The sequence below is a fragment of the Blautia sp. OF03-13 genome, assembly GCF_003460685.1.
In the GTDB taxonomy this organism is placed as follows: domain Bacteria; phylum Bacillota; class Clostridia; order Lachnospirales; family Lachnospiraceae; genus Fusicatenibacter; species Fusicatenibacter saccharivorans.
Window position 1 is genome coordinate 11988 of sequence record NZ_QTVR01000026.1, and the last position, 19280, is coordinate 31267.

Consider the following 19280-nt stretch of genomic DNA (forward strand, 5'->3'; position numbering starts at 1 on the left):
GATTATTCTCCATATTTTGTCAGATAAAAATTTTCCAGTTCTTTGGCAGCCGTTACGATATCATATCCGGCAGCTTGAATTTCATTCAAATGATTTTCTCTCTTGGTTTGCGATCTTTCTATGATATGTTTGGCCCAACCACACGGCATGTCTGTTAGTTTCATCGTTGTTACTAAACCAGATGTAATAATGCACTCCTTCGGAACACCGTCAGATATCACACACGGCAAACCGGAAGCTTGAGCTTCAATCATAGTAACCGGAACGCCTTCATACAACGATGGAAAAACAAATACATCCATTGCACTAAGCAAGTCTGCCACATCGTTACAAACACCTGTAAAAATCACTTTATCTTCTAGTCCCAGCTTTTTTACTTTGTCTTGTATATGATTTCTTCCTTCTCCATCCCCCACAAGAAGTAATTTCGCATTCGGCACAAGTTTCACACATTCACTGAAAATATCCAGCAGAAATGTATGATTCTTTTGCGCGTCAAATCGCCCTATATGACCAATCACCAGATTCTGTTCCACATGGAGCCTCTCGCGCATCGCAACTGCCTTCGCACAGGAATAAGTATACGCGAATGCATTTATTGCATTGTACAAGATTTGATACTGATGTCCGGCAAACATCCAATCTCCGGCATTCTTCCCACATGCAAAACAATCCGTTGCAAACTGTGTAATTTGTTTCATATAATATCGCTTAATGATATATTTCAGATTTCTATCCTGATTGCTGTTGTGACTATGTGCAATACGTACCGGAACACCACACTCCTTCGCGCACTGCAGCGCCACAGAACTAAGACAATCCTGATGAACATGAACAATCTTATATTCCGGATGTGCCCGAAAGAAACGCTTCAGCTCCTCACGATACCCTCTGCTCCATGGAATAAGACGAGAAACACGATAAATTTTTCCACCCATAGACAAAATTTCTTTGTCATAATCAGCTTCAAAGTCGCGATGTACTAAAAAATCAAACTGCACCTTATTTCGATCTATATGGCGATAATAATTCATCAGCATAGTTTCAAGACCACCACGCCCCATATAGGTAACTACTTGTAAAACTCTAATCATCTACCTTGCCTTTCTTATAGAATCCCCCATGTAAAGTGCATCTGAAAATAGAAAAATACACAGTAGCAACATATTGCAATTATTTTGACAAGACGTGCTGATTTTTCTGTAAACATATGTTTGATTTCCCATGGTAATAAAATACACTGCGACCACAAGCTTATATATATAGGTAATCTACCCAGGAAGATACCCGATGTCACCATCGAAATTACGTATAATCCGCATACAATAGCACTTGCACCAACAGCGGTATTAATCATCGGATCATTTTCCGTCTGAACATATTTCAGTCCTATCAGAGATAAAATCATCGGAATCGAATATACCAGAACACGAAGCGGATTGGTTCCATCATCGTTCCAAGACTTATAATCACTTACCACATTTTGATACTGTGTTTCTGCCAACATAGAATCCATGATATTTGTAAACTGGTCTACAAACAGCAACGCAGTCAAACACGCTAAAATACAAACTACTGTTTTCTTATTCCAGGCCTTTCCCTGTATGATAAAAATAATCGGAATCATCAAAAGTACCGACTGATGCATCGTAGATGCCAGCAAAATAAGAAGAATGCTGGGAATGTATTTTTTCTTTAAAATGAACGGCGTGGCAGCATAAGCAATAACAACTGCTGTGAACTGCCGGATGCCATTAAACGTCCAGGATATATAATCTGTAGATGCAACAAACAGGAAAATACTGAACCAGTAATCTTCTGAATATTTTCTAAACATCCACATAATAATCAACATCTGAAACGCGGCAAGTAATATAAAAAAAAGCCTACAAGAGTCACCAAAAATACTCTTTTCCAACGCCATCAGCAGATAAAAACCTTTATCTTTTGTGACACTTGAAAGATAATTTCCAATCTCGCCAAACGAAGATGCACATTCCCGAAATGCTTTCTGATATGACCCGGTATCTCCAAACGCATTCGACCGAAATCCCGCCCATAAAATATATGGTGCAATCAAGATCAATGCTGTCGGCATCGTCCATCGTTCTACTTTTCTCCCATTTACCAGTTCCTGCTGCTTTGGAATAAAAAGCGCTAACACTCCTCCTCCAATGAAAATCCAAATCAGCAACCACCAATAATTCGTCAATGTCATGTCATTCTCTCCAGTTCCCTTTTATAATCCAATCCCCTCACTCTTTCCCAAGTCCTCAATCTTCAAATATAAAACAGCCTATATGCACACGTCCAATCCCTCGCACTACTCCTCCCCAAAGAACCTGTATTTATAAGCTGCTCTCTATCATCCATTTAGCTTTTTCTACAACTCCCATTTCCTCATAAGTTTCCGGTTCGATTTGTCTTTGCCTGTTTTTACTCCAGGCTCCTCACCGTTCTCTCTACCACGGCTTCTTTCCGAAACTCTCTTTTCATTTTCTCTCTTCCTGCTTTTCCCATTTTTTCCCGTTCTTCTCTACTGCAATGCAGCATCTTTTTCATTGCCTGATACAGCATCTCTTTGTTTTTTGCTTCGACCAGCAGACCGCTTTTGCCATTTTCTACGCTTTCCCGGCAGCCCGGGATATTGCTTGTGATAACGGGGCGGCCGGTTGCTGCCGCTTCCAAAAGGACGTTGCTCATGCCTTCATGGTAGCTGGGAAGAACAACACAGTCTGCTTCTGTATAAAATGGGCGCGGGTCTGACTGAAAGCCGTAAAAATGGGCGATTCCAAGCTGTTCCAGTTCTTCTACCTGCTTTTTGTAGATATCTTCAAAGAATCCGGCCAGATCAAGGACAAAGTCTTCGTTTTCTTCTTTCAGCCGCCGAACGGCGTAAAAGAGTTCTTCTATTCCTTTTTCTTTCATGATGCGTCCGAGATACAGAAAATGGACACATCTATGGTTCGGGTAAGGTTCCATTTTGTATTTTTCCAGGTTAATTCCCGCACCGGGAAGGACAACCTGACGATCTTCCAATATGATGTTTCTTTCACTGAATTCGCGTGCGTTTTCTTTATTTTCAAAAAAGACATATTTTACTTTGCGGAAAGCCATTCGATACAGTACCGTAACAAATCCGGCCAGTACTGGTTTTTGGAATGCAGTTCCAAGTCCCTGTACGTTGGCATAATAGGGAATCTTTTTGCAACTGCAGAGCAGACCCATATAGATATTTGATTTAATGGAATATGTAAGCACAAAGTCCGGCTGATTTTTTGCAGAAGCCGCTTATAATCCCACAATAGCTTTGCCTCAGCAAAGGGATTCACACCACGTCGGTTCATAGATATGGGAATACACTCGATTCCCATTTTCCGAAAATCTTCTTCATGTCCGACAAATGGCATGGCAAGAATCACTTCATGCTCTTTCTGCAATGCTTCCACCAATTCTTTGCGAAACTGCCAGAACATATACGAATGATTGGTTACAATTAGAATTCGTTTTTTCATTTTTCTTTCCTGTTTCGGTGTAATAATTCGCATTATTTCATTACTAATTTCATTATTTTTATTTATAAATTATATCATCTTTCAATCAATATGCAATTACTTTTCTCATTATTTTCCAGCTTCTGTGCAAAACGGGGCAGCATGCTTTCATCCCCAAAAACATCCTGCCCGTTTCTTCCTATCTTTTGCTATCTTTGCTATTTTTTTGTCTTCTTCTATTTTCCAACCTTCACAACCTCTTTTGCACCCTTCATCTGCTGTTTTTCCAGTCTTCCTTCGTGAATTCCATCCTGCCGCAGTACGGCTCCTGCTGTTCTCCAGAGACATTCCAGATCCATTTTGAGCTGGATATGGTGCACATAATATCCATCCAGTTCAGCTTTTTGCCGGATCGGCAGCTCATCGCGTCCATGGATCTGTGCCCATCCGGTAAGACCCGGACGGACGCTGTTTGCGCCGTACTGCTCACGCTCCGTAAGGAGGTCATACTGATTCCAGAGTGCCGGACGCGGGCCAACCAGCGCCATATCGCCCTTCAGGATATTAAAGAGCTGTGGCAGCTCATCGAGGGATGTTTTCCGGAGAAACCGTCCGACTCTTGTGATGAAAAGATCGGGATTATTCAGCATATGGGTCGGCATATCATGTGGGGTATCGATACGCATCGTGCGGAATTTATATATGTAAAAATACGTGCCGTTCTTTCCTGCCCGCTTCTGCCGGAAGAAAATCGGTCCCGGCGAATCGAGATGGATCGCTATGCCAAGCAAAATCAGCAGCCACGACAGTGCTGCCGTTCCAACCAATGCAAGCAGCCGGTCCAGCAGATTTTTCAGATACATTTGATAAATTCCAGATTCCCTCATGTTTTCTTCCCCCTATTCTTTCACCGACTGGTTACTTTTCCGGCCTTCTTTTTCTTTTCCATAGCCGTACTTTCCGTAACCATAACCATATTTTCCGTAGCCATAACCGCCATAGGTGCTGTATCCGTAGCCTGTCGCACCCTCCGGCACGCCGTTCAGTACATAGCCGCAGACCGGAATTTGCGAATCCTCGAAGAATTCCAGTGCCCGCTGTACTTCACGGTCCTTGGTAGTTCCCTGGTGTACGACAAGAACTGCAGAATCTGCGATTCCGCCCAAAAGGGATGCATCCGACAGTACTCCGCACGGCGGCGTATCAATAATCAGAAGATCCGCATCCTCTTTCAATTCTTCGATCAGCGTTTTCATCCGCGCGGAACGCAGCAGGCCGGCCGGATTTTGTGTACTTCCGACACCCGGCAGAATTTTCAGCGACAGATCCCGATAATCGGTAAGTGCCTCATCCAGGCTGATCTGTCCTTTCAGCACTCCTATGATTCCACGTCCCTTCCGCTCGGAAAGTCCAATACACTTCAATACCGACGGATTTCGCAGATCTCCGTCCAGCAGCACTACGCGGTACTTCTTCTTTGCGAATGCCTCTGCGAGATTCACGGCAACGGTCGTCTTTCCCTCTCCCGGCACAGAGCTTGTCACAAGCAAAACCGGACAGTCGGCTTTTCCAAGCCCGTCCTCTGTTCTTGTCCGGATGAGCTGCATTGCTTCTTTGAAGGAATCCGGCACTTTGGGGTTACAGATCGTGATGGTCTGTTCTTTTACGTTGCTTCGTTTCTTGATTTTCGCCTCCGGCAGATTTCCAAGGAACGCTGCGTTCGTCAGCTTTTTCACGTCATCTGCCTGGCGAATTGTTTTTCTTGTTCTCACATAGATGAAGACCAAAAGCAGTGCAACGGCAAGTCCCGCCGCTGCTCCGATCATTCCGGCATGTACCGCATCCTGGCTGTTGATCGGGGATACCGGTACGCCGCTGTCGTCTACCACCGTCAGCGTTGTCGCACCGATTATGTACTCTGCTACCTCCGGATAATTGGTAATGACGGACTGAAGTACGCGATATGCCGTATCCGGTGAAGAATCTTTTACGCGAATTGTGAACAGGTTGGTGTTTTCCATCACGCTCGCCTCAATTTGGGATGTCACTGCTCCCACCTGAAGATCCCGTGCTACAACATCCTTTAATACACCGCTTGTTACGATATAAGGAAAGGTTTTTCCAAGCTGCTGCGCCGTCACATTGTCATAATAGGAATAGCCGACCGCGCGGTTTGATCCGACCACAAATGAGGTGTATGCCTCATACATGGGCTGATACCGCAGCTTTGCCGTCAGAAAGGAGCCGCCTCCCATGAGGATCACAAGAATCAGCACGCCCAAAAAGAATTTTCGGAATGCCTGGAAATATTCTGCCAGAAAGGCGATCAGATCGATTTTCTCCGGTTCCGCCGAATAGGTTTCATACGTTTCTCTGCTCATGCTCTTTGCTCCCTCTTATCGTTCTGCCCTGCTGTAGGTGCCGTATCCATATCCATAACCGTAGCTGTTGCCGATCCGCTCACCGAATCCCGGGTAAACATTTCCAAATACACAGCCGATCACTTTTTCCTCTTTCTGGTTCAATGCATCAATCGCATCGTTGATATCCCTCGTCAGTACGCCGTCCTGCCGCACGGAAAGAACTGCCGCATCGGCATACTCTGCAAGCTCTTCTGCATCCGCCGTCATTCCCATCGGCGGCGTATCCAGAATAATGTAGTCCATATTGGTCCGGCATGTCTCCAGAATCCGGTGGAAAATCTCACCGCCGATTGCAAGCGACGGCTCTTCCAGACGATTACGGCAGATTCCGGTATATACGTTGGTATCCTTGTGTTTCTCAAAAACGCCGGATGCCGACTCTTTTCCGAGGACAACCTTTCCGAAATCCTTTCCGTCTTTTTCCGGAATCTCAAAGATTTTATGTAACGCCGGCTGTCGGAAATCGCAGTCCAAAAGCAGTACACGGTTCTGCTCTTCTGCAAGAGCAAGCGCCAGATTTGCCGCAAGGGTCGATTTTCCTTCATTTTCCGCCACACTGGTCACCAGCAGCACTTTTCCGCCTTTTCGGTCCAGACGCCCCCGCACACGCGATGCAATACGCTTTAAGGATTCCACATACAGAAAGCTCCGCGCCGGATTGGTAATCAGCATGGAGCTGTTTTTCTTCTTCTTTTCGTGATACACAACGCCCAGCAGGTCCGCATCGATTTTGCGGGTGAATTCTGCCTCATTTTTGACGGTATCCCGCAGAAAGGAAAAGAGTCCGATGAGTGCCGCCATAGCAAGGGCTGCCGCAAGAAATGCGGTCGCGGCATACTTTTTGGTCGGAATCTGGTTCGATGGCACACCGGAAACCTGCGGCTGCTGCAGTGTCTCCAACACTACATTCGGAATAATATAGTCGGAAATGCTCGTATAATTGTTCAGTACCGACTTTAAGATCCGAAATGCCATTTCCGGCGAATCTGCGGTCACAGACAGCTCCATCAGATTGGATTCCGGCACAATGGAAGCATTCATTTTTGCCGGAAACGAGGACAGGCTGAGCTCCTCCATCACTTTTTTCTTCAAAATCGTATTTTCCAGAATTGCTTCAAATTTCTGTGCCATCTCATATGTGGCCGACAGGCTCGATGCCGCATTGGCATCCACCCCGCGTCCCATAACGGCAAATGTGGTTTTTACCGTATACCGGTCTTTGTGTACGGTCGCCATCACAGTATAGGTTATCATTGCCGCCGAACAGGCAATCAGAAGGATGACCCACCAGTTTTTTGCAATGTCGCACAGGATACTTCGGAGATCCCAGTCTGTTTTGCTGCTCTGCCCGTTTCCTGTTCTGTCGTATTCTCCCATCTGGATCCCCCCTATTCGTTTACACAGACGATCAGGCGGACGGAGCTTGTCTGCCCATCCTCCGCTGTCGCAGTGTATGTCACTTCATAAACACCCGCACTGCCGGTATCGACCGGATTGTCAATGGAAAACTGATTTTCTCCCAGAAGCTCTTCTTCATACGAAGCTGCATGAAGCGCACCGTCTTCTCTCTTTTCATACAGCATCTGATCCACACTCACGCTTTCCAGATATGCCTGCGGATCAAATGGCTGCTGCAGATCCAGATGAATCAGGTAATCGCTCAGGGTAATCTGCGGCCTTCCGTTCTCCTCTGCCGGATCGTAGAGTTCTACTGTCACCGGAAGACTTGTCACATCTCCGGCGCGGTTTGCAACCGAATATGTCACGTGGTACAGTCCCGGTGTACTGCTGATCTCATCCTCGTAAGAAATCCGGATGCGGTCGGTAATCGTTCCGTCCAGGCAGTCCTCCGCGGAAAGTCCCTCTGTCAGATCATCTGCATTCAGGCTGAACCGCAGCGGGCGATCCAGGGAAAAGACCGGTGAGGTGTAATCGTTATACACCAGTTCCCGCTCCGCATGCGTAACGTGGTTATCGGAATCAAAGGCGACGATACTGATTTTCCGCCGCCCTTTTTCCACAAAATTCGAAATATGTTCCACAGCAAGAGAACTCGTCACATCGCCGTCTTTTTTATCGTAAGCAGTTACTCCGGCCAGAAGTTCTGACTCCTCTGCATGGATGCTGGCAGAAATCTCACTGTTGTCCATCGTAATTTCCGGCCCTTTTCCGTCTTTTCCCGTCTGCTGCCGCACCAGACACCCGCCAAAGGCAAGTGTGGAAGCCAGAAACAGAATGAGAACTGCCGCTCTCGTTTTGTGCATATCAAAGATGCTCCTTTCGTTTCTGTAACGCCATTCTTCCTGTTTTTAGAGGAACCAGCGTCTTTTCCGTTTTCGTTCCGGGGACGGTTCATAGAAAATCTGACGGTCCTCCAGGATTCTTCTCGGATTCACTTTCACTAAAAGCTGTGCATACGCTTCTCCATACCGCTCCTCCAGAAACTGCCGGACTGGCCGCATGTCCGTGGTCCGGTAATCGGCTCCGTGGGCATCGCTTGCCACACAGCCCGCAAGGCGGTTTTCCAGTAGAAACCTTGCTGTCCGCTCAGCCTCTTCTCCAAATCTTCCAAACACGCTTCCTTTGTTGATCTGCAAAACCGCGCCCATTTCCCGGAATTCGTATAGAAGCTCCGGTGTATCCTGCACGCAGAAATACCGCTCCGGATGCGCCAGCACCGGGATTTTTCCCATCGCCGGAAATTCCAGCAGCCGCTTTCTGATTCCGTCCGGCGCCATATCAAACGGCACCTCGATCAGATAATAGCGGCTCTCATGGAGCGGTATCAGCTTTCTCTCTCTGATTTTTTTCTCCAGCGGTCCGATGCTCATGATTTCCATGCCGCGCACCAGGCTGATGGGAATGTGTTCTCTGTTGATTTCCCTCTCCAGACGGTAAAATTGCTCTTCTAACTGTTCCGATTCGTAGTTGACGTATCCGTCCTCCACGCCTTCGATTCCCGTCTGGTTTGCATGCGGCGTCACCGCGAGGATACGCACCCCGCTTTGTGCCGCCATTTCTGCCATTTCAAGGGAGGTGGACAAATTCGGGGATCCGTCGTCCACTCCCGGCAGAATATGTACATGAAGGTCCGTCATCCCTGTTTTTCTCCTTCGTACTGGTATTCCGGTACCATTTTCTTTACCAGATAACAGATGTCCGGACATTCGTTTTCCGCTTCCTTCGCGAGTTCCTTTATCTGCTCCCGGAATACCTTCTCGTCAAATGCAATCTGTCTGCCGATAAAAATCCGGCTGTTTTCTGTGGTCTGCATGCCCTCTTCATTCATCAGAAGTTCCTCATACAGCTTTTCGCCGGGTCGCAGGCCAATGTATTTGATCTTGATTTCTTTTTCCGGCTCATATCCGGAAAGGCGGATCATATTTTTGGCCAGGTCTGCGATTCTGACCGGATCTCCCATATTCAGGACAAAGATCTGACCGTTTTTCGCATAGGCGCCTGCCTCAAGTACAAGGCTGACTGCCTCCGGAATCGTCATAAAATATCGAATGATATCCGGATGCGTAACCGTCACCGGACCGCCGTGTTCGATCTGACGGCGGAACAGCGGAATGACACTTCCGTTGCTTCCCAGTACATTTCCAAAGCGCACTGCCGCAAACTCTGTCGTGCTGTGTCTTCCGATCAGCTGAATCACCATCTCACAGAGCCGCTTGCTCGCTCCCATGATGTTGGTCGGGTTGACTGCCTTGTCTGTTGATATCAGGATAAACTTCTTTACCTGATAATGGCTTGCTGTGCGCGCCGTTTTTAAGGTTCCAATAACATTGTTTTTAATCGCTTCATTCGGGCTGTCCTCCATCAGCGGCACATGCTTGTGGGCTGCTGCGTGAAAGACGATGTCCGGCCAGTACTTCGAAAAAATTGATTCCAGCCTCCGCTCATCCCGCACAGAACCAATCAGTACTGTCAAATTGAGATCTGGGAACTCCCATTCCAGAGATTTCTGAATCTGGTACGCATTGTTTTCGTAGATGTCAAAAATGATCAGATGCCCGACGTCGTGTCCGGCCAGCTGGCGGCAGATCTCACTTCCGATCGAACCGCCTCCGCCTGTTACCAGGATTGTTTTTCCCTTCACATAGCCCAGGATTGCATCGAGATCCACCCGGATGGGATCTCTTGGCAACAAATCCTCAATTTTTATTTTCTTTCTGATCTTTTTTTCTTCCTTCATAGCTCCCACTCTCATTCTGTTGCGTTTTTCTCCCGTATTCAGTTATCCTGTTCCTGCAGACAATCTTCCAGTAAATACAGCATTTCAAGTGCTGAACGAAAACCTGCTTTCTGTTTTCCGCAGATCAGAAATCCCTGCAGACTACAGTGCTGTCGGAACTGAATCTGAATACTGACCATACGCTCGGTTCCGGCTGGAAGCGTTGTATCCTGATTGTTCTTCATTTCATCTGTAAATTCCCACTCTTCTTTTTCCCCTTCTGAAAGGCTCCGCATACAGCTTCCTGCATCCGGCATGCCGAGCAGGTCATAAATGCGGTTCATCCGAAGCAGCATTTCTCCGTATCCCTCAAACGGAATGTCATAATGAAGCAGCGGCAGCCGGATCACTCCTTTGGAATGGCTTCCCTTCACTTCCTGAAAGCATAAAAATAATGCTGCATCTGCTGTTGTATGTACTTTTTCTCTGATTGTTTCTACTTCTCTGTTCATATTTCTCTCCATATGATATTTATTCTTTTATGGTAATGTTATATGTAATAATTATTTTTGGAATATTATACCAAATCAATCTCGCATCGTCAATCTTCTCTGCCTCCTTTTCTTTCGATTTTCTTTTGATTTTCCTGTTTTTTTCTTCTGCTTTTTCTGTCTATCGTTCCTTTTTTTACTTTTTTCGCCCCTTTCTGCCATACGGTGTCACTTTCTGTCGAACGATTTTAACAGAAGTCCGTCAATTCGGCTTGAATGAGATTCTGTCACTGTGTTAAACTACACTTTGTATTTTTATGATGTTTGCTGTAATGCTCTCCTCCTGCTTTTATTTTGTACCCTATCATGTTTCTTTGCGCTGGACAACCGCTTCGACTTGAACGGCTGCACTTCGACGCAAACGGTATACTTTCCCGGAGGTGTTTTTCTTGTATTCCAAATTAATATTCCCACTCGATCCGAACGATTCTGTTCTGCTCGAAATTCCAGTCATTATCTCACAGGGTGTTTCCCAAAAATACCGGCTGGCGCTCGACGACCTGATTTACGTTGAAGCCTGCCAGCACCGACTGATTCTCCACACCATTCAGGGAGATTTTACAACCCGCTGCACATTTGCCGACCTGACGGTCTGCCTTACACCAAGTGATCGTTTTTTCCACGGCGGAAAAGGTCTGCTGATCAACTTTGCCCACGTTTCCCTTGTACAGGTAACTGGCGAAGTTCTGCTGAAAAATGGGCAGATCATTTTCTGCAGCCGCCGGCGAAGGCGTGAGACCCGGGAAGCCTTCCTGGTCTACGCCGGAGCAGGAAAGTTTTCCTACGAAACGATATAAAAAAACAGGAGGGCTGCCGCACGAAGAAAAATTTCCACAAAATATAGATTTTGTAGTGTTTTCGCTTCGTGCGACAGCCTCTCCTGTTAATATATGTTTTTGCTTAATGCTTGTCTGCTGCAAGCTCCATTCGAGCTGCAAACTGTGTATAAAAATCTGTATTTCCGTCATACGGAAGCAGATAAAACAGCTTCAGAATGTTCATGCTGATCTGCTGCCGGAATGCATCGTCCTCGCTTTCGCGCGCCGCATTCTGTTTTTCCTTCAGATAATAATGCCATTTTGTCGTAAAGGCTTCGTATTTCCCAAGCTCCGGCGTATCGAGCCAGCGGCGGACCTTGACCTTTGTCTTGTTCTCCTTCGGACATTCGTTCACCTGAAGGAAATAAGAAAATGTTCCATCCTCATACAGCCGACCCAGCGGAAACATCCGACAGAAGCCCGGGCGTGCATCGTGGATGCTGCAGCGGCCTTCTTCATTTAAAAAGCTGCACCGGTCTGACTGCTCTGTCATCTTCAGATGTGGCAGAATAACACCGTCCACGACACGAAGCGCCACGTTCCCAGCCAGCAAAATCTCTTCCATCGTCTTTCCCAGCTTTTTCTCCAGGCGGTAGACATCCATCGGGTCGAGTACAATCGAATCTCCCATCCCATGACAGCAGGCGGAGCATCCGCGGCAGTCGTCGCAGCCCACTTTTACAAGATCATTAGCTCCGTATCGTTTTCCATCTGAAATTTTATCTATCTCTACATTTCGTTCCATTTTTTCTTCCTATCTTTTCTCTTAATCCTTGCTTTTGGTCTCTTCTCTCGATCTTTGCTTTTAATCCTTGCTTTTGATCTTTGCTTTTGATCTTCGCTTTTGATCTTTGCTTTCGATCCTTGCTTTCGGTCTTTTCTCCCGATCTTTATTTCTTCCTCACATTTCTACTCCCACAACATGCAGTACCTCGTCCTTTACCTGGAATTTGATTTCCATTCCCGCAAAGGAAAGTCCGTAGACGCGTTCTTCGCTGTTCTGATACGATGGACGCGGATCCTGCTCCAGCACTTTTTTCAGCGCCGCACGGTGGTCTGCCGGAACCTTTTCCAGCAGCTCGTCCGGAATCTCAACCGGAATAAAGTATTCTTTCGTCTTTTCCGTAAAGCTGCCAAGTGCCTCCACGTGACTGTCTACATGCGGCAGATACGGTTTGATATCCAGAATCGGTGTGCCGTCCATCAGATCTGCTCCCGTAAGGTGCAATACCGGACCAAGCGACGGATGCTGCTCCACATATTCCAGCTTTACCGAAGAAAGACCGATCGGATTCGGACGGAACGGCGAACGCGTAGCAAATACGCCGACACGCTTATTTCCGCCAAGCCGCGGCGGCCGCACCATCGGAGACCAGGTATCCCGCACGGCTTCCGAAAACTCCCAGATCAACCAGAGATGGGAATATTCTTCCAGCCCCCTCAGTGCATTTGCATCGCGGAACTCCGGTTCAAAAACGATCGTACTCTTTAGTTCTTCGATCAGTCCGCTCTGCCTCGGAATCCCGAATTTTTCCGGGAAATCCGTGTGGATTCGGGCGATCACCTTCATTGCAATTTCTTCTGCCACGTTTCTTACTCCTTTTCTTTCCTGCATCTTCTCTTCTATTTCGCATGGCTCTGAATCATTACCATATGTTTTATCTTAACATTTTGTTTTTGAAAAGTCCACCATGCGCATTCCCCTTCGCCGACTCCCCTGCGGATACTACACGTTACGGGTCACGCAGAGCCTGCCAGACGGTGACTTATACTCCAAGCTCCCGCATGCTTTTCAGCAGCTCCTCGATCTGTTCTGCTGTTTCCTTTACTTTCTCTTCCATCCCGATCAGTTCCCTGCGGTACATCTGTTTTTTCTCCGTCACATCCAGCGCATGTACCGTCTGGACCAGAAATGTTTCTGCCTTTGACTGAAGCTCTTCCGGCAGATGTGTCTCTTTCAGACGGTTTCGAAAGCTTTCCAGATCCTTTCCTGCCGCTCTTAAATACTGATTCATATGAAGCCCCGTGTGGCGCATCCTTGCACGCCCCTCGCTTCGCACCCTGGCATACGTTTTCTGGCTTTTTGCTGCATACAGTGTCATCTGTACATACATCAGGCTGGTCAGTGCCTTTTCTCCTGTCATTGCAGTTTCGTACAATTCTTTTTTTACTCTTTGGCTGCTCATACATTCCTCTCTCTCCGCCACGCTTCTTTCGCTGGCAACGGATGGCAGTTCATGTTTGGTATTCAGGAGTCGAAGGATAAAAAAAGACTCCTATCATGACATCTGCCACAATAAAAGTCTTGCGTTCTCATTTGATACGGATGTTTCTCAACATCGGCTGACGGTTTCAAACCCGCACGGGATGTTTTTATTTCAGATCCCGCGGCGTTTCGCTACTCCCTTTTATTTGTTGAGATGAATCTTAGCACACTTATTGCTAAATTGCAAGCATATTTTTTGCATATCATGCATGATTTCATGCATCCTATTATTTTTGACGGTGTTTCTTCCTATATAAATGGAATGCCGGAAAGCATACGGTTCCCACCATTAAAATAAGGAAAACCACATCCGCATATAGCTTCACATATTCTGCCACCTGCTCCCATGCAGCGCCGACCGCTGCACCGATGCCAACCAGAAGAAGATTCCAGACCGTACTCCCGACTATGGTATATAGCAGAAATCCCGGCATCTTCATCCCCGCCATGCCGGCCGGAACCGAGATGAGACTTCGGATAATCGGAATGCATCGGCCGAGCAGCACAGCCCGCTGCCCCTTTTTCTGAAACCAGGCAATGGTCTTCCAGGCATCCTCTGCCCGAAACCCCAGAAGCTTCATCGGCCGGCTCTCGAGCAGCTCGGCAAGCCCTTCCGGGCTGACGAGGGTTCCGGCTCCGTACAGCACCAGCGCGCCAAGCAGTGAGCCCGCCGTAGATGCCAGCACAACCCCCGCCGGGTGCAGCCGAGTACACGTTGTCAGAAAACCGCCAAAGGTCAGAATCACCTCGGAGGGAATCGGTGGAAATACATTTTCCACCGCAATCAGAATCAGAATACCAAGATAGCCAAAACGGTTGACCATATCCAGAATCACGCTCTGCAAATTTTTCTCTTCCTTTTCATTTCCGGCATAGAAACCTCTTCCCCGCAGCTGCCAGATAGCCGGTTTTCCGGTCTTATCGGTTTTCCTGCCGGAAATGCTCTTTTTCTTCTCCTGCATTTTATGCGCCTTTTCCACGGTGCATGAATCCTTTTTGACTACTTCTTTACAATTCCGTCAGATTTTCTTCCTTTTGTTTTCATGTTCTCTTCAGAAAAGCTTTATCCCGTGTACACATTCTGGTCACAATTTTCCCGTATACTAATCTTATCAACAACAAAGGAAGTAAAAAACAACCTCCATTGTTTCTCTATAAATAAACCGGAGACGGCAAAGCATTTCTGGAAGCACGTCTCCAACGCCAACCTTTCTAATAGATAGATTTCTTTTTCATACCGCCGGGGCTTCAACCAAGTCCCGGCCTCTCTCCTTTTGGGGAGATTTTTTTTGTAACGATTCAGATCCATGCGAAATTCCGGAAAAATCGCGAATCATGCTTGCGCGAAGGAGTGCTTTTTCTGAATCGCTTCTATTCCTGCCGCATTTTTTTCTTGCACGTGACTTTTCTCTATAGTAAAATAAAATCAGTTGTTTGTAACTCTTCAGAACCCAATGGGGAAAACTTTGCATCATCCCTGCAGGAATGATCCGTTTCTTTCAAACAAATACCATGGAAAAAAGGGAGAAAAATACCATGAAAATTGGATTTGACAATGAAAAATACCTGAAAATGCAGTCCGAGCACATCCGCGACCGCATCAACCAGTTTGACAACAAGCTGTATCTGGAATTCGGCGGAAAGCTGTTCGACGATTTCCACGCATCCCGCGTTCTTCCGGCTTTGCACCGGACGCCAAACTGCGCATGCTGATGCAGCTCTCCGACCAGGCTGAGATCGTAATGGCGATTTCCGCAGCCGATATTGAGAAAAACAAAATCCGCGGCGACCTCGGCATCACCTATGACAGCGACGTGCTCCGCCTGATTGATGAGTTCCGCGGACGCGGCCTCTATGTCGGCAGTGTTGTCATCACGCAGTATTCCGGACAGCACAGTGCAGACGCTTTCAAGAAGAGACTGCAGAAGCTCGGCATCCCGGTTTACATTCACTACACGATTCCGGGCTACCCGCATAATGTGCCGCTGATCGTGAGCGATGAGGGATACGGAAAGAACGAGTACATCGAGACAACCCGTCCGCTCGTTGTCGTTACCGCGCCGGGACCGGGAAGCGGAAAGATGGCAACCTGCCTTTCCCAGCTCTACCATGAGCACAAACGCGGTGTAAACGCCGGCTATGCAAAATACGAGACCTTCCCGATCTGGAATCTGCCGCTGAAGCACCCGGTCAACCTGGCTTACGAGGCTGCTACCGCCGATCTGAACGATGTCAACATGATCGACCCGTTCCACCTCGAGGCATACGGCGTGACAACCGTCAACTACAACCGTGATGTCGAGATTTTCCCGGTTCTGCGTGCGATCTTCCAGCAGATCTTCGGCGAGAGCCCGTACAAATCCCCGACTGACATGGGCGTCAACATGGCCGGAAACTGTATCATTGATGATGAGGCATGCCGTGAGGCTTCCCGTCAGGAGATCATCCGCCGCTACTACACTGCTGTGGACGGTATCGCAGACGGCTCCCGCTCCGAGACTGAGGCTTACAAAATCGAGCTTCTGATGAAACAGGAAAACATCGTTGCCGCAGACCGTACCACCGTTTCCCCGGCTCTTGTCCGTGCCGAGGCGACCGGCGCACCGGCTGCTGCCATGGAACTGCCGGACGGACGCGTCATCACCGGAAAGACCGGCGATCTGCTCGGATCGAGCGCGGCGCTTCTGCTGAATGCATTAAAAGAGCTCTCCGGCATCGACCATGACGTACATGTTCTCTCACCGGAATCCATCGCTCCGATCCAGACCCTGAAAACCAAGTACCTCGGAAGCAAGAACCCGCGTCTTCATACCGACGAGGTTCTGATTGCGCTGTCTGCTACTGCTGCACAGAGCGAGGATGCACAGAAAGCACTCTCCTGCCTGCCGCAGTTAAAGGGCTGCCAGGTGCACTCCAGCGTTATGCTCTCCGATGTGGACCGCAAAATGTTCCAGCGTCTGGGATGCGATCTGACCTGTGAGCCGAAATTTCAGTAAATAATTTTTATATCTTGGACATAAAAAATCCAGGGCATACGGTACTTTCCGTACCTGCCCTGGATTTTTTCTTTTCCGGCTTCTGTTTATAAATTTTCTTTTCCGAATCCCATTGGCAGCAGCTCCTCGAGTGTCATTTCTTTCCAGGAACCGTCGCCCTTGCAGAGAAGGACGAGAAATTTGTTCGGATCAACGAATTCCCGCAGCACCTGACGGCAGACACCGCACGGTGTGCAGAAATCCTCCGGCTCTGCCTCTCCCGGGCCGCCGCAGACGGCGATCGCGTCAAATTCCGTTATGCCCTCGGATACGGCTTTGAAGACCGCGGTGCGCTCCGCGCAGTTTGTCGGTGTATACGCCGCATTTTCAATGTTGCAACCGGTATAAATCGCTCCATTCTTTGCCAGAACCGCCGCGCCTACGCGGAATTTCGAATACGGCACATACGCAAATTTCCGCGCTGCCAGAGCCTGTTTTACCAGCTCCTGTTTTATTTCTGTACTGATTTCCTGTTTCATATCCAGCATCCCCTTTCCAGTATCCCCTTATTTTTTCTTTCTTATTTCTGATCTTCCCGGATCAGAATCCGCAGTGCCTCGATGGCTACCTGAATCGCACCTTCCGTATCGTGCGTAATGTGGTTCTCCATGCCGCGTTTCACTCTCTCCTGATTTCCCATCACAAGAAAATCCGATCCGGCACGGACGCCGCGGGCACTTGCCACGATAAAGAGTGCCGCCGATTCCATCTCTGACGCTTTGCATCCAAGTTTCATCCACGCATCCCATTTTTTCAGCAGCTCATCGCCGACCGGCATCTGCTCCGGGTCGTGCTGGCCGTAGAAGGAATCCTTGCACTGTACCACGCCCGCATGCCATTTTTTCCCAAGATTCTTTGCCGCCTGCACCAGCGCATTCGTCACGGTAAGGTCTGCGACTGCCGGGAACTCGATCGGTGCGTATTCCTTTGACGTTCCCTCCGCACGGATCGCTCCCGTTGCCACCACGATATCGCCGCCCTCTACATCGAGTGCCATACCGCCGCATGTTCCGACGCGGATAAACGTATCGGCGCCGCACTGGATCAGCTCTTCCATCGCGATGGAAGCCGACGGACCGCCGATGCCGGTAGATGTAACGGAAACCTTTACACCGTCCAAAGCACCCGTATAAGTCACAAATTCCCGGCTGTCTGCGACGAGCACCGGGTTCTCAAAGTAAGCTGCAATTTTTTTACACCGTTTGGGATCTCCCGGCAGAATCACATACCGTCCCACATCGCCTTTTCGGATCTGCAGATGATACTGCAGCCCTTCTTCTCCTGAATAATTCTGCATATGCAAAAACCTCCTTCGTATTTTCGTATTCTCATAGTTCTATTCTACCACAGGCCGCACCGCAAATACAAGGCTTGACACCATTTCGCTTTCCCTTTCATTACGGATATAATCACGTTCCGCAGTTGCCTTTTCCCATTCGAGATGCTACAATAGGCACAGAAACCAGAGTTCTTACTTTCATTTTTACGAGGAGGGATTATTTTATGAGTTCCTATGTCATCAGCTGCTGCTCTACGGCAGACCTTACCGAAGAACATTTCTCCAAACGGGAAATCTCATACATCTGTTTCCATTACAAATTAAATGACACCGAGTACGCGGATGATCTCGCAAATCCATGCCGTTCGATCAGTTCTATGCCGCCATGGCCGCCGGCGCTTCCACGAAAACATCCCAGGTGAATGCCGATGAATTTGAAGCCTATTTTGAAACATTCCTGCAGGACGGCAAAGACATTCTCCACGTCTGCCTCTCCTCCGGCATTTCCGGTGTACTGAATTCCGCGATGATCGCCAAAGCCGACCTTGAAGAGCGCTACCCGGAACGGAAAATCCTCATCGTGGATTCCCTCGGCGCTTCCTCCGGCTACGGTCTTCTGATGGACCGCCTTGCCGACCTGCGCGATGAAGGAAAACCGCTGGAAGAGGTTTACGATTTCGCGATGAAAAACCGCCTCAAAGTCCATCACTGGTTCTTCTCCACGGACCTCACCTTCTACGTGCGCGGCGGCCGCATCTCCAAAGCCTCCGGCGCAATCGGCGGACTCCTCGGCATCTGCCCGCTGCTCAACATGGACAACGAGGCCGTCTGATTCCGCGGTTTAAAATCCGTACGAAGAAAAAAGTCATCAAAAAAATCGTCGACCAGATGGAAGAAAACGCCGAGGGCGGCCTCTCCTACTCCGGCAAATGCTACATTTCCCAGTCCGCCTGCTACGACGATGCGCGGGCCGTTGCGGATCTTATCGAGGAACGCTTTCCCAATCTGAACGGAAAAGTCGAGATCAACAACATCGGAACCACCATCGGCAGCCACACAGGGCCGGGAACCGTGGCATTGTTTTTCTGGGGGAACGAACGGGTGGATTAACTCTCCTGCACTTCCATCTATAGCAAGACCCGAAAATAATGCAAAAAAGGCAGTGCTGCAGAGCGCGAATTGCAAGGAACAGATTTGAAGGCGTACCGGGGTACGACGAAAATCTGTGACGCAGTAA

Annotated in this window: 17 protein-coding genes and 3 pseudogenes; 3 read left to right on the forward strand and 17 right to left on the reverse strand. The window is 48.2% G+C overall.

Annotated features, from left to right (window positions below):
* Window positions 1-2: 2 nt before the first annotated feature.
* From DXA55_RS15100 to DXA55_RS15145, 11 genes and pseudogenes are all read right to left on the reverse strand, one after another.
* Window positions 3-1094 (reverse strand): glycosyltransferase family 1 protein, encoded by a 1092-nt coding sequence (locus DXA55_RS15100; protein ID WP_199605850.1) that lies wholly within the window; start codon window positions 1092-1094, stop codon window positions 3-5.
* A 14-nt stretch (window positions 1095-1108) separates the two neighbouring features.
* Window positions 1109-2218: an EpsG family protein gene (locus tag DXA55_RS15105; RefSeq protein WP_117814558.1), complete on the reverse strand. Its 1110-nt coding sequence runs from the start codon at window positions 2216-2218 to the stop codon at window positions 1109-1111.
* Window positions 2219-2436: 218 nt separating this feature from the next.
* Window positions 2437-3039: a glycosyltransferase gene (locus tag DXA55_RS17935; protein ID WP_242998595.1), complete on the reverse strand. Its 603-nt coding sequence runs from the start codon at window positions 3037-3039 to the stop codon at window positions 2437-2439.
* Between the two features lie 59 nt (window positions 3040-3098).
* Entirely contained in the window at window positions 3099-3515 is a 417-nt protein-coding gene (locus DXA55_RS17940) for a glycosyltransferase (protein WP_242998598.1), read from the reverse strand.
* A gap of 215 nt (window positions 3516-3730) precedes the next feature.
* The gene (locus DXA55_RS15115) at window positions 3731-4381 is read right to left on the reverse strand and encodes a sugar transferase (RefSeq protein ID WP_022461009.1); all 651 of its coding nucleotides are present in this window, start codon (window positions 4379-4381) and stop codon (window positions 3731-3733) included.
* A gap of 12 nt (window positions 4382-4393) precedes the next feature.
* The gene (locus DXA55_RS15120; protein ID WP_117509390.1) at window positions 4394-5875 is read right to left on the reverse strand and encodes a polysaccharide biosynthesis tyrosine autokinase; all 1482 of its coding nucleotides are present in this window, start codon (window positions 5873-5875) and stop codon (window positions 4394-4396) included.
* 15 nt (window positions 5876-5890) lie between these two features.
* Window positions 5891-7294 carry a polysaccharide biosynthesis tyrosine autokinase gene (locus DXA55_RS15125; protein ID WP_055266465.1) on the reverse strand — a complete coding sequence of 468 codons (1404 nt, stop codon included), beginning with the start codon at window positions 7292-7294 and terminating at the stop codon, window positions 5891-5893.
* A gap of 11 nt (window positions 7295-7305) precedes the next feature.
* A complete protein-coding gene (locus DXA55_RS15130) occupies window positions 7306-8181 on the reverse strand; it encodes a hypothetical protein (protein ID WP_055266467.1) in 876 nt (291 codons plus the stop codon).
* A gap of 45 nt (window positions 8182-8226) precedes the next feature.
* Window positions 8227-9015, reverse strand: a complete 789-nt coding sequence (locus DXA55_RS15135; protein WP_055266469.1) for a tyrosine-protein phosphatase — start codon at window positions 9013-9015, stop codon at window positions 8227-8229.
* Window positions 9012-10091: pseudogene (locus tag DXA55_RS15140) on the reverse strand (UDP-N-acetylglucosamine 4,6-dehydratase family protein); the annotation flags it as partial. The pseudogene DXA55_RS15140 and the gene DXA55_RS15135, both read right to left, overlap by 4 nt.
* A 62-nt stretch (window positions 10092-10153) precedes the next feature.
* On the reverse strand, window positions 10154-10606 hold the full coding sequence (locus tag DXA55_RS15145; protein WP_022461015.1) for a hypothetical protein: 453 nt from the start codon (window positions 10604-10606) through the stop codon (window positions 10154-10156).
* A gap of 428 nt (window positions 10607-11034) precedes the next feature.
* Here DXA55_RS15145 and DXA55_RS15150 point away from each other — a divergent pair, with 428 nt between their 5' ends.
* Complete coding sequence (locus DXA55_RS15150) at window positions 11035-11442, forward strand: LytTR family DNA-binding domain-containing protein (RefSeq protein WP_158554971.1); 408 nt, start codon at window positions 11035-11037, stop codon at window positions 11440-11442.
* 103 nt (window positions 11443-11545) lie between these two features.
* On the opposite strand, the gene DXA55_RS15155 is transcribed toward DXA55_RS15150, so the two are convergent.
* From DXA55_RS15155 to DXA55_RS15170, 4 genes are all read right to left on the reverse strand, one after another.
* Window positions 11546-12208 (reverse strand): YkgJ family cysteine cluster protein, encoded by a 663-nt coding sequence (locus DXA55_RS15155; protein WP_117509393.1) that lies wholly within the window; start codon window positions 12206-12208, stop codon window positions 11546-11548.
* Window positions 12209-12364: 156 nt separating this feature from the next.
* Complete coding sequence (gene tsaA / locus DXA55_RS15160) at window positions 12365-13051, reverse strand: tRNA (N6-threonylcarbamoyladenosine(37)-N6)-methyltransferase TrmO (protein ID WP_117509440.1); 687 nt, start codon at window positions 13049-13051, stop codon at window positions 12365-12367.
* 178 nt (window positions 13052-13229) lie between these two features.
* Window positions 13230-13649 carry a hypothetical protein gene (locus tag DXA55_RS15165; RefSeq protein ID WP_117509394.1) on the reverse strand — a complete coding sequence of 140 codons (420 nt, stop codon included), beginning with the start codon at window positions 13647-13649 and terminating at the stop codon, window positions 13230-13232.
* 307 nt (window positions 13650-13956) lie between these two features.
* A complete protein-coding gene (locus tag DXA55_RS15170) occupies window positions 13957-14691 on the reverse strand; it encodes a DedA family protein (protein WP_242998601.1) in 735 nt (244 codons plus the stop codon).
* Between the two features lie 574 nt (window positions 14692-15265).
* Between DXA55_RS15170 and DXA55_RS15180 the strand changes: the two are divergent.
* Window positions 15266-16725: pseudogene (locus DXA55_RS15180) on the forward strand (DUF1846 domain-containing protein).
* A gap of 86 nt (window positions 16726-16811) precedes the next feature.
* Here DXA55_RS15180 and DXA55_RS15185 read toward each other — a convergent pair.
* Together DXA55_RS15185 and udp are read right to left on the reverse strand one after the other, a co-directional pair.
* Window positions 16812-17243 carry a cytidine deaminase gene (locus tag DXA55_RS15185; RefSeq protein ID WP_117814561.1) on the reverse strand — a complete coding sequence of 144 codons (432 nt, stop codon included), beginning with the start codon at window positions 17241-17243 and terminating at the stop codon, window positions 16812-16814.
* A 41-nt stretch (window positions 17244-17284) separates the two neighbouring features.
* On the reverse strand, window positions 17285-18061 hold the full coding sequence (gene udp, locus DXA55_RS15190) for a uridine phosphorylase (RefSeq protein WP_022461023.1): 777 nt from the start codon (window positions 18059-18061) through the stop codon (window positions 17285-17287).
* A gap of 206 nt (window positions 18062-18267) precedes the next feature.
* Between udp and DXA55_RS19405 the strand changes: the two are divergent.
* Window positions 18268-19153: pseudogene (locus DXA55_RS19405) on the forward strand (DegV family protein).
* Window positions 19154-19280: the final 127 nt, after the last annotated feature.

Bases quoted from the DNA above. Each gene is read 5' to 3' on its own strand.
- DXA55_RS15155 (WP_117509393.1), bottom strand. From the start codon at position 12,208: ATGGAACGAAATGTAGAGATAGATAAAATTTCAGATGGAAAACGATAC.
- DXA55_RS15105 (WP_117814558.1), bottom strand. From the start codon at position 2,218: ATGACATTGACGAATTATTGGTGGTTGCTGATTTGGATTTTCATTGGA.
- DXA55_RS15165 (WP_117509394.1), bottom strand. From the start codon at position 13,649: ATGAGCAGCCAAAGAGTAAAAAAAGAATTGTACGAAACTGCAATGACA.
- DXA55_RS15145 (WP_022461015.1), bottom strand. From the start codon at position 10,606: ATGAACAGAGAAGTAGAAACAATCAGAGAAAAAGTACATACAACAGCA.
- DXA55_RS15125 (WP_055266465.1), bottom strand. From the start codon at position 7,294: ATGGGAGAATACGACAGAACAGGAAACGGGCAGAGCAGCAAAACAGAC.
- DXA55_RS15185 (WP_117814561.1), bottom strand. From the start codon at position 17,243: ATGAAACAGGAAATCAGTACAGAAATAAAACAGGAGCTGGTAAAACAG.
- DXA55_RS15130 (WP_055266467.1), bottom strand. From the start codon at position 8,181: ATGCACAAAACGAGAGCGGCAGTTCTCATTCTGTTTCTGGCTTCCACA.
- DXA55_RS15120 (WP_117509390.1), bottom strand. From the start codon at position 5,875: ATGAGCAGAGAAACGTATGAAACCTATTCGGCGGAACCGGAGAAAATC.
- udp (WP_022461023.1), bottom strand. From the start codon at position 18,061: ATGCAGAATTATTCAGGAGAAGAAGGGCTGCAGTATCATCTGCAGATC.
- DXA55_RS15100 (WP_199605850.1), bottom strand. From the start codon at position 1,094: ATGATTAGAGTTTTACAAGTAGTTACCTATATGGGGCGTGGTGGTCTT.
- DXA55_RS15115 (WP_022461009.1), bottom strand. From the start codon at position 4,381: ATGAGGGAATCTGGAATTTATCAAATGTATCTGAAAAATCTGCTGGAC.
- DXA55_RS15135 (WP_055266469.1), bottom strand. From the start codon at position 9,015: ATGACGGACCTTCATGTACATATTCTGCCGGGAGTGGACGACGGATCC.
- DXA55_RS17940 (WP_242998598.1), bottom strand. From the start codon at position 3,515: ATGAAAAAACGAATTCTAATTGTAACCAATCATTCGTATATGTTCTGG.
- DXA55_RS15170 (WP_242998601.1), bottom strand. From the start codon at position 14,691: ATGCAGGAGAAGAAAAAGAGCATTTCCGGCAGGAAAACCGATAAGACC.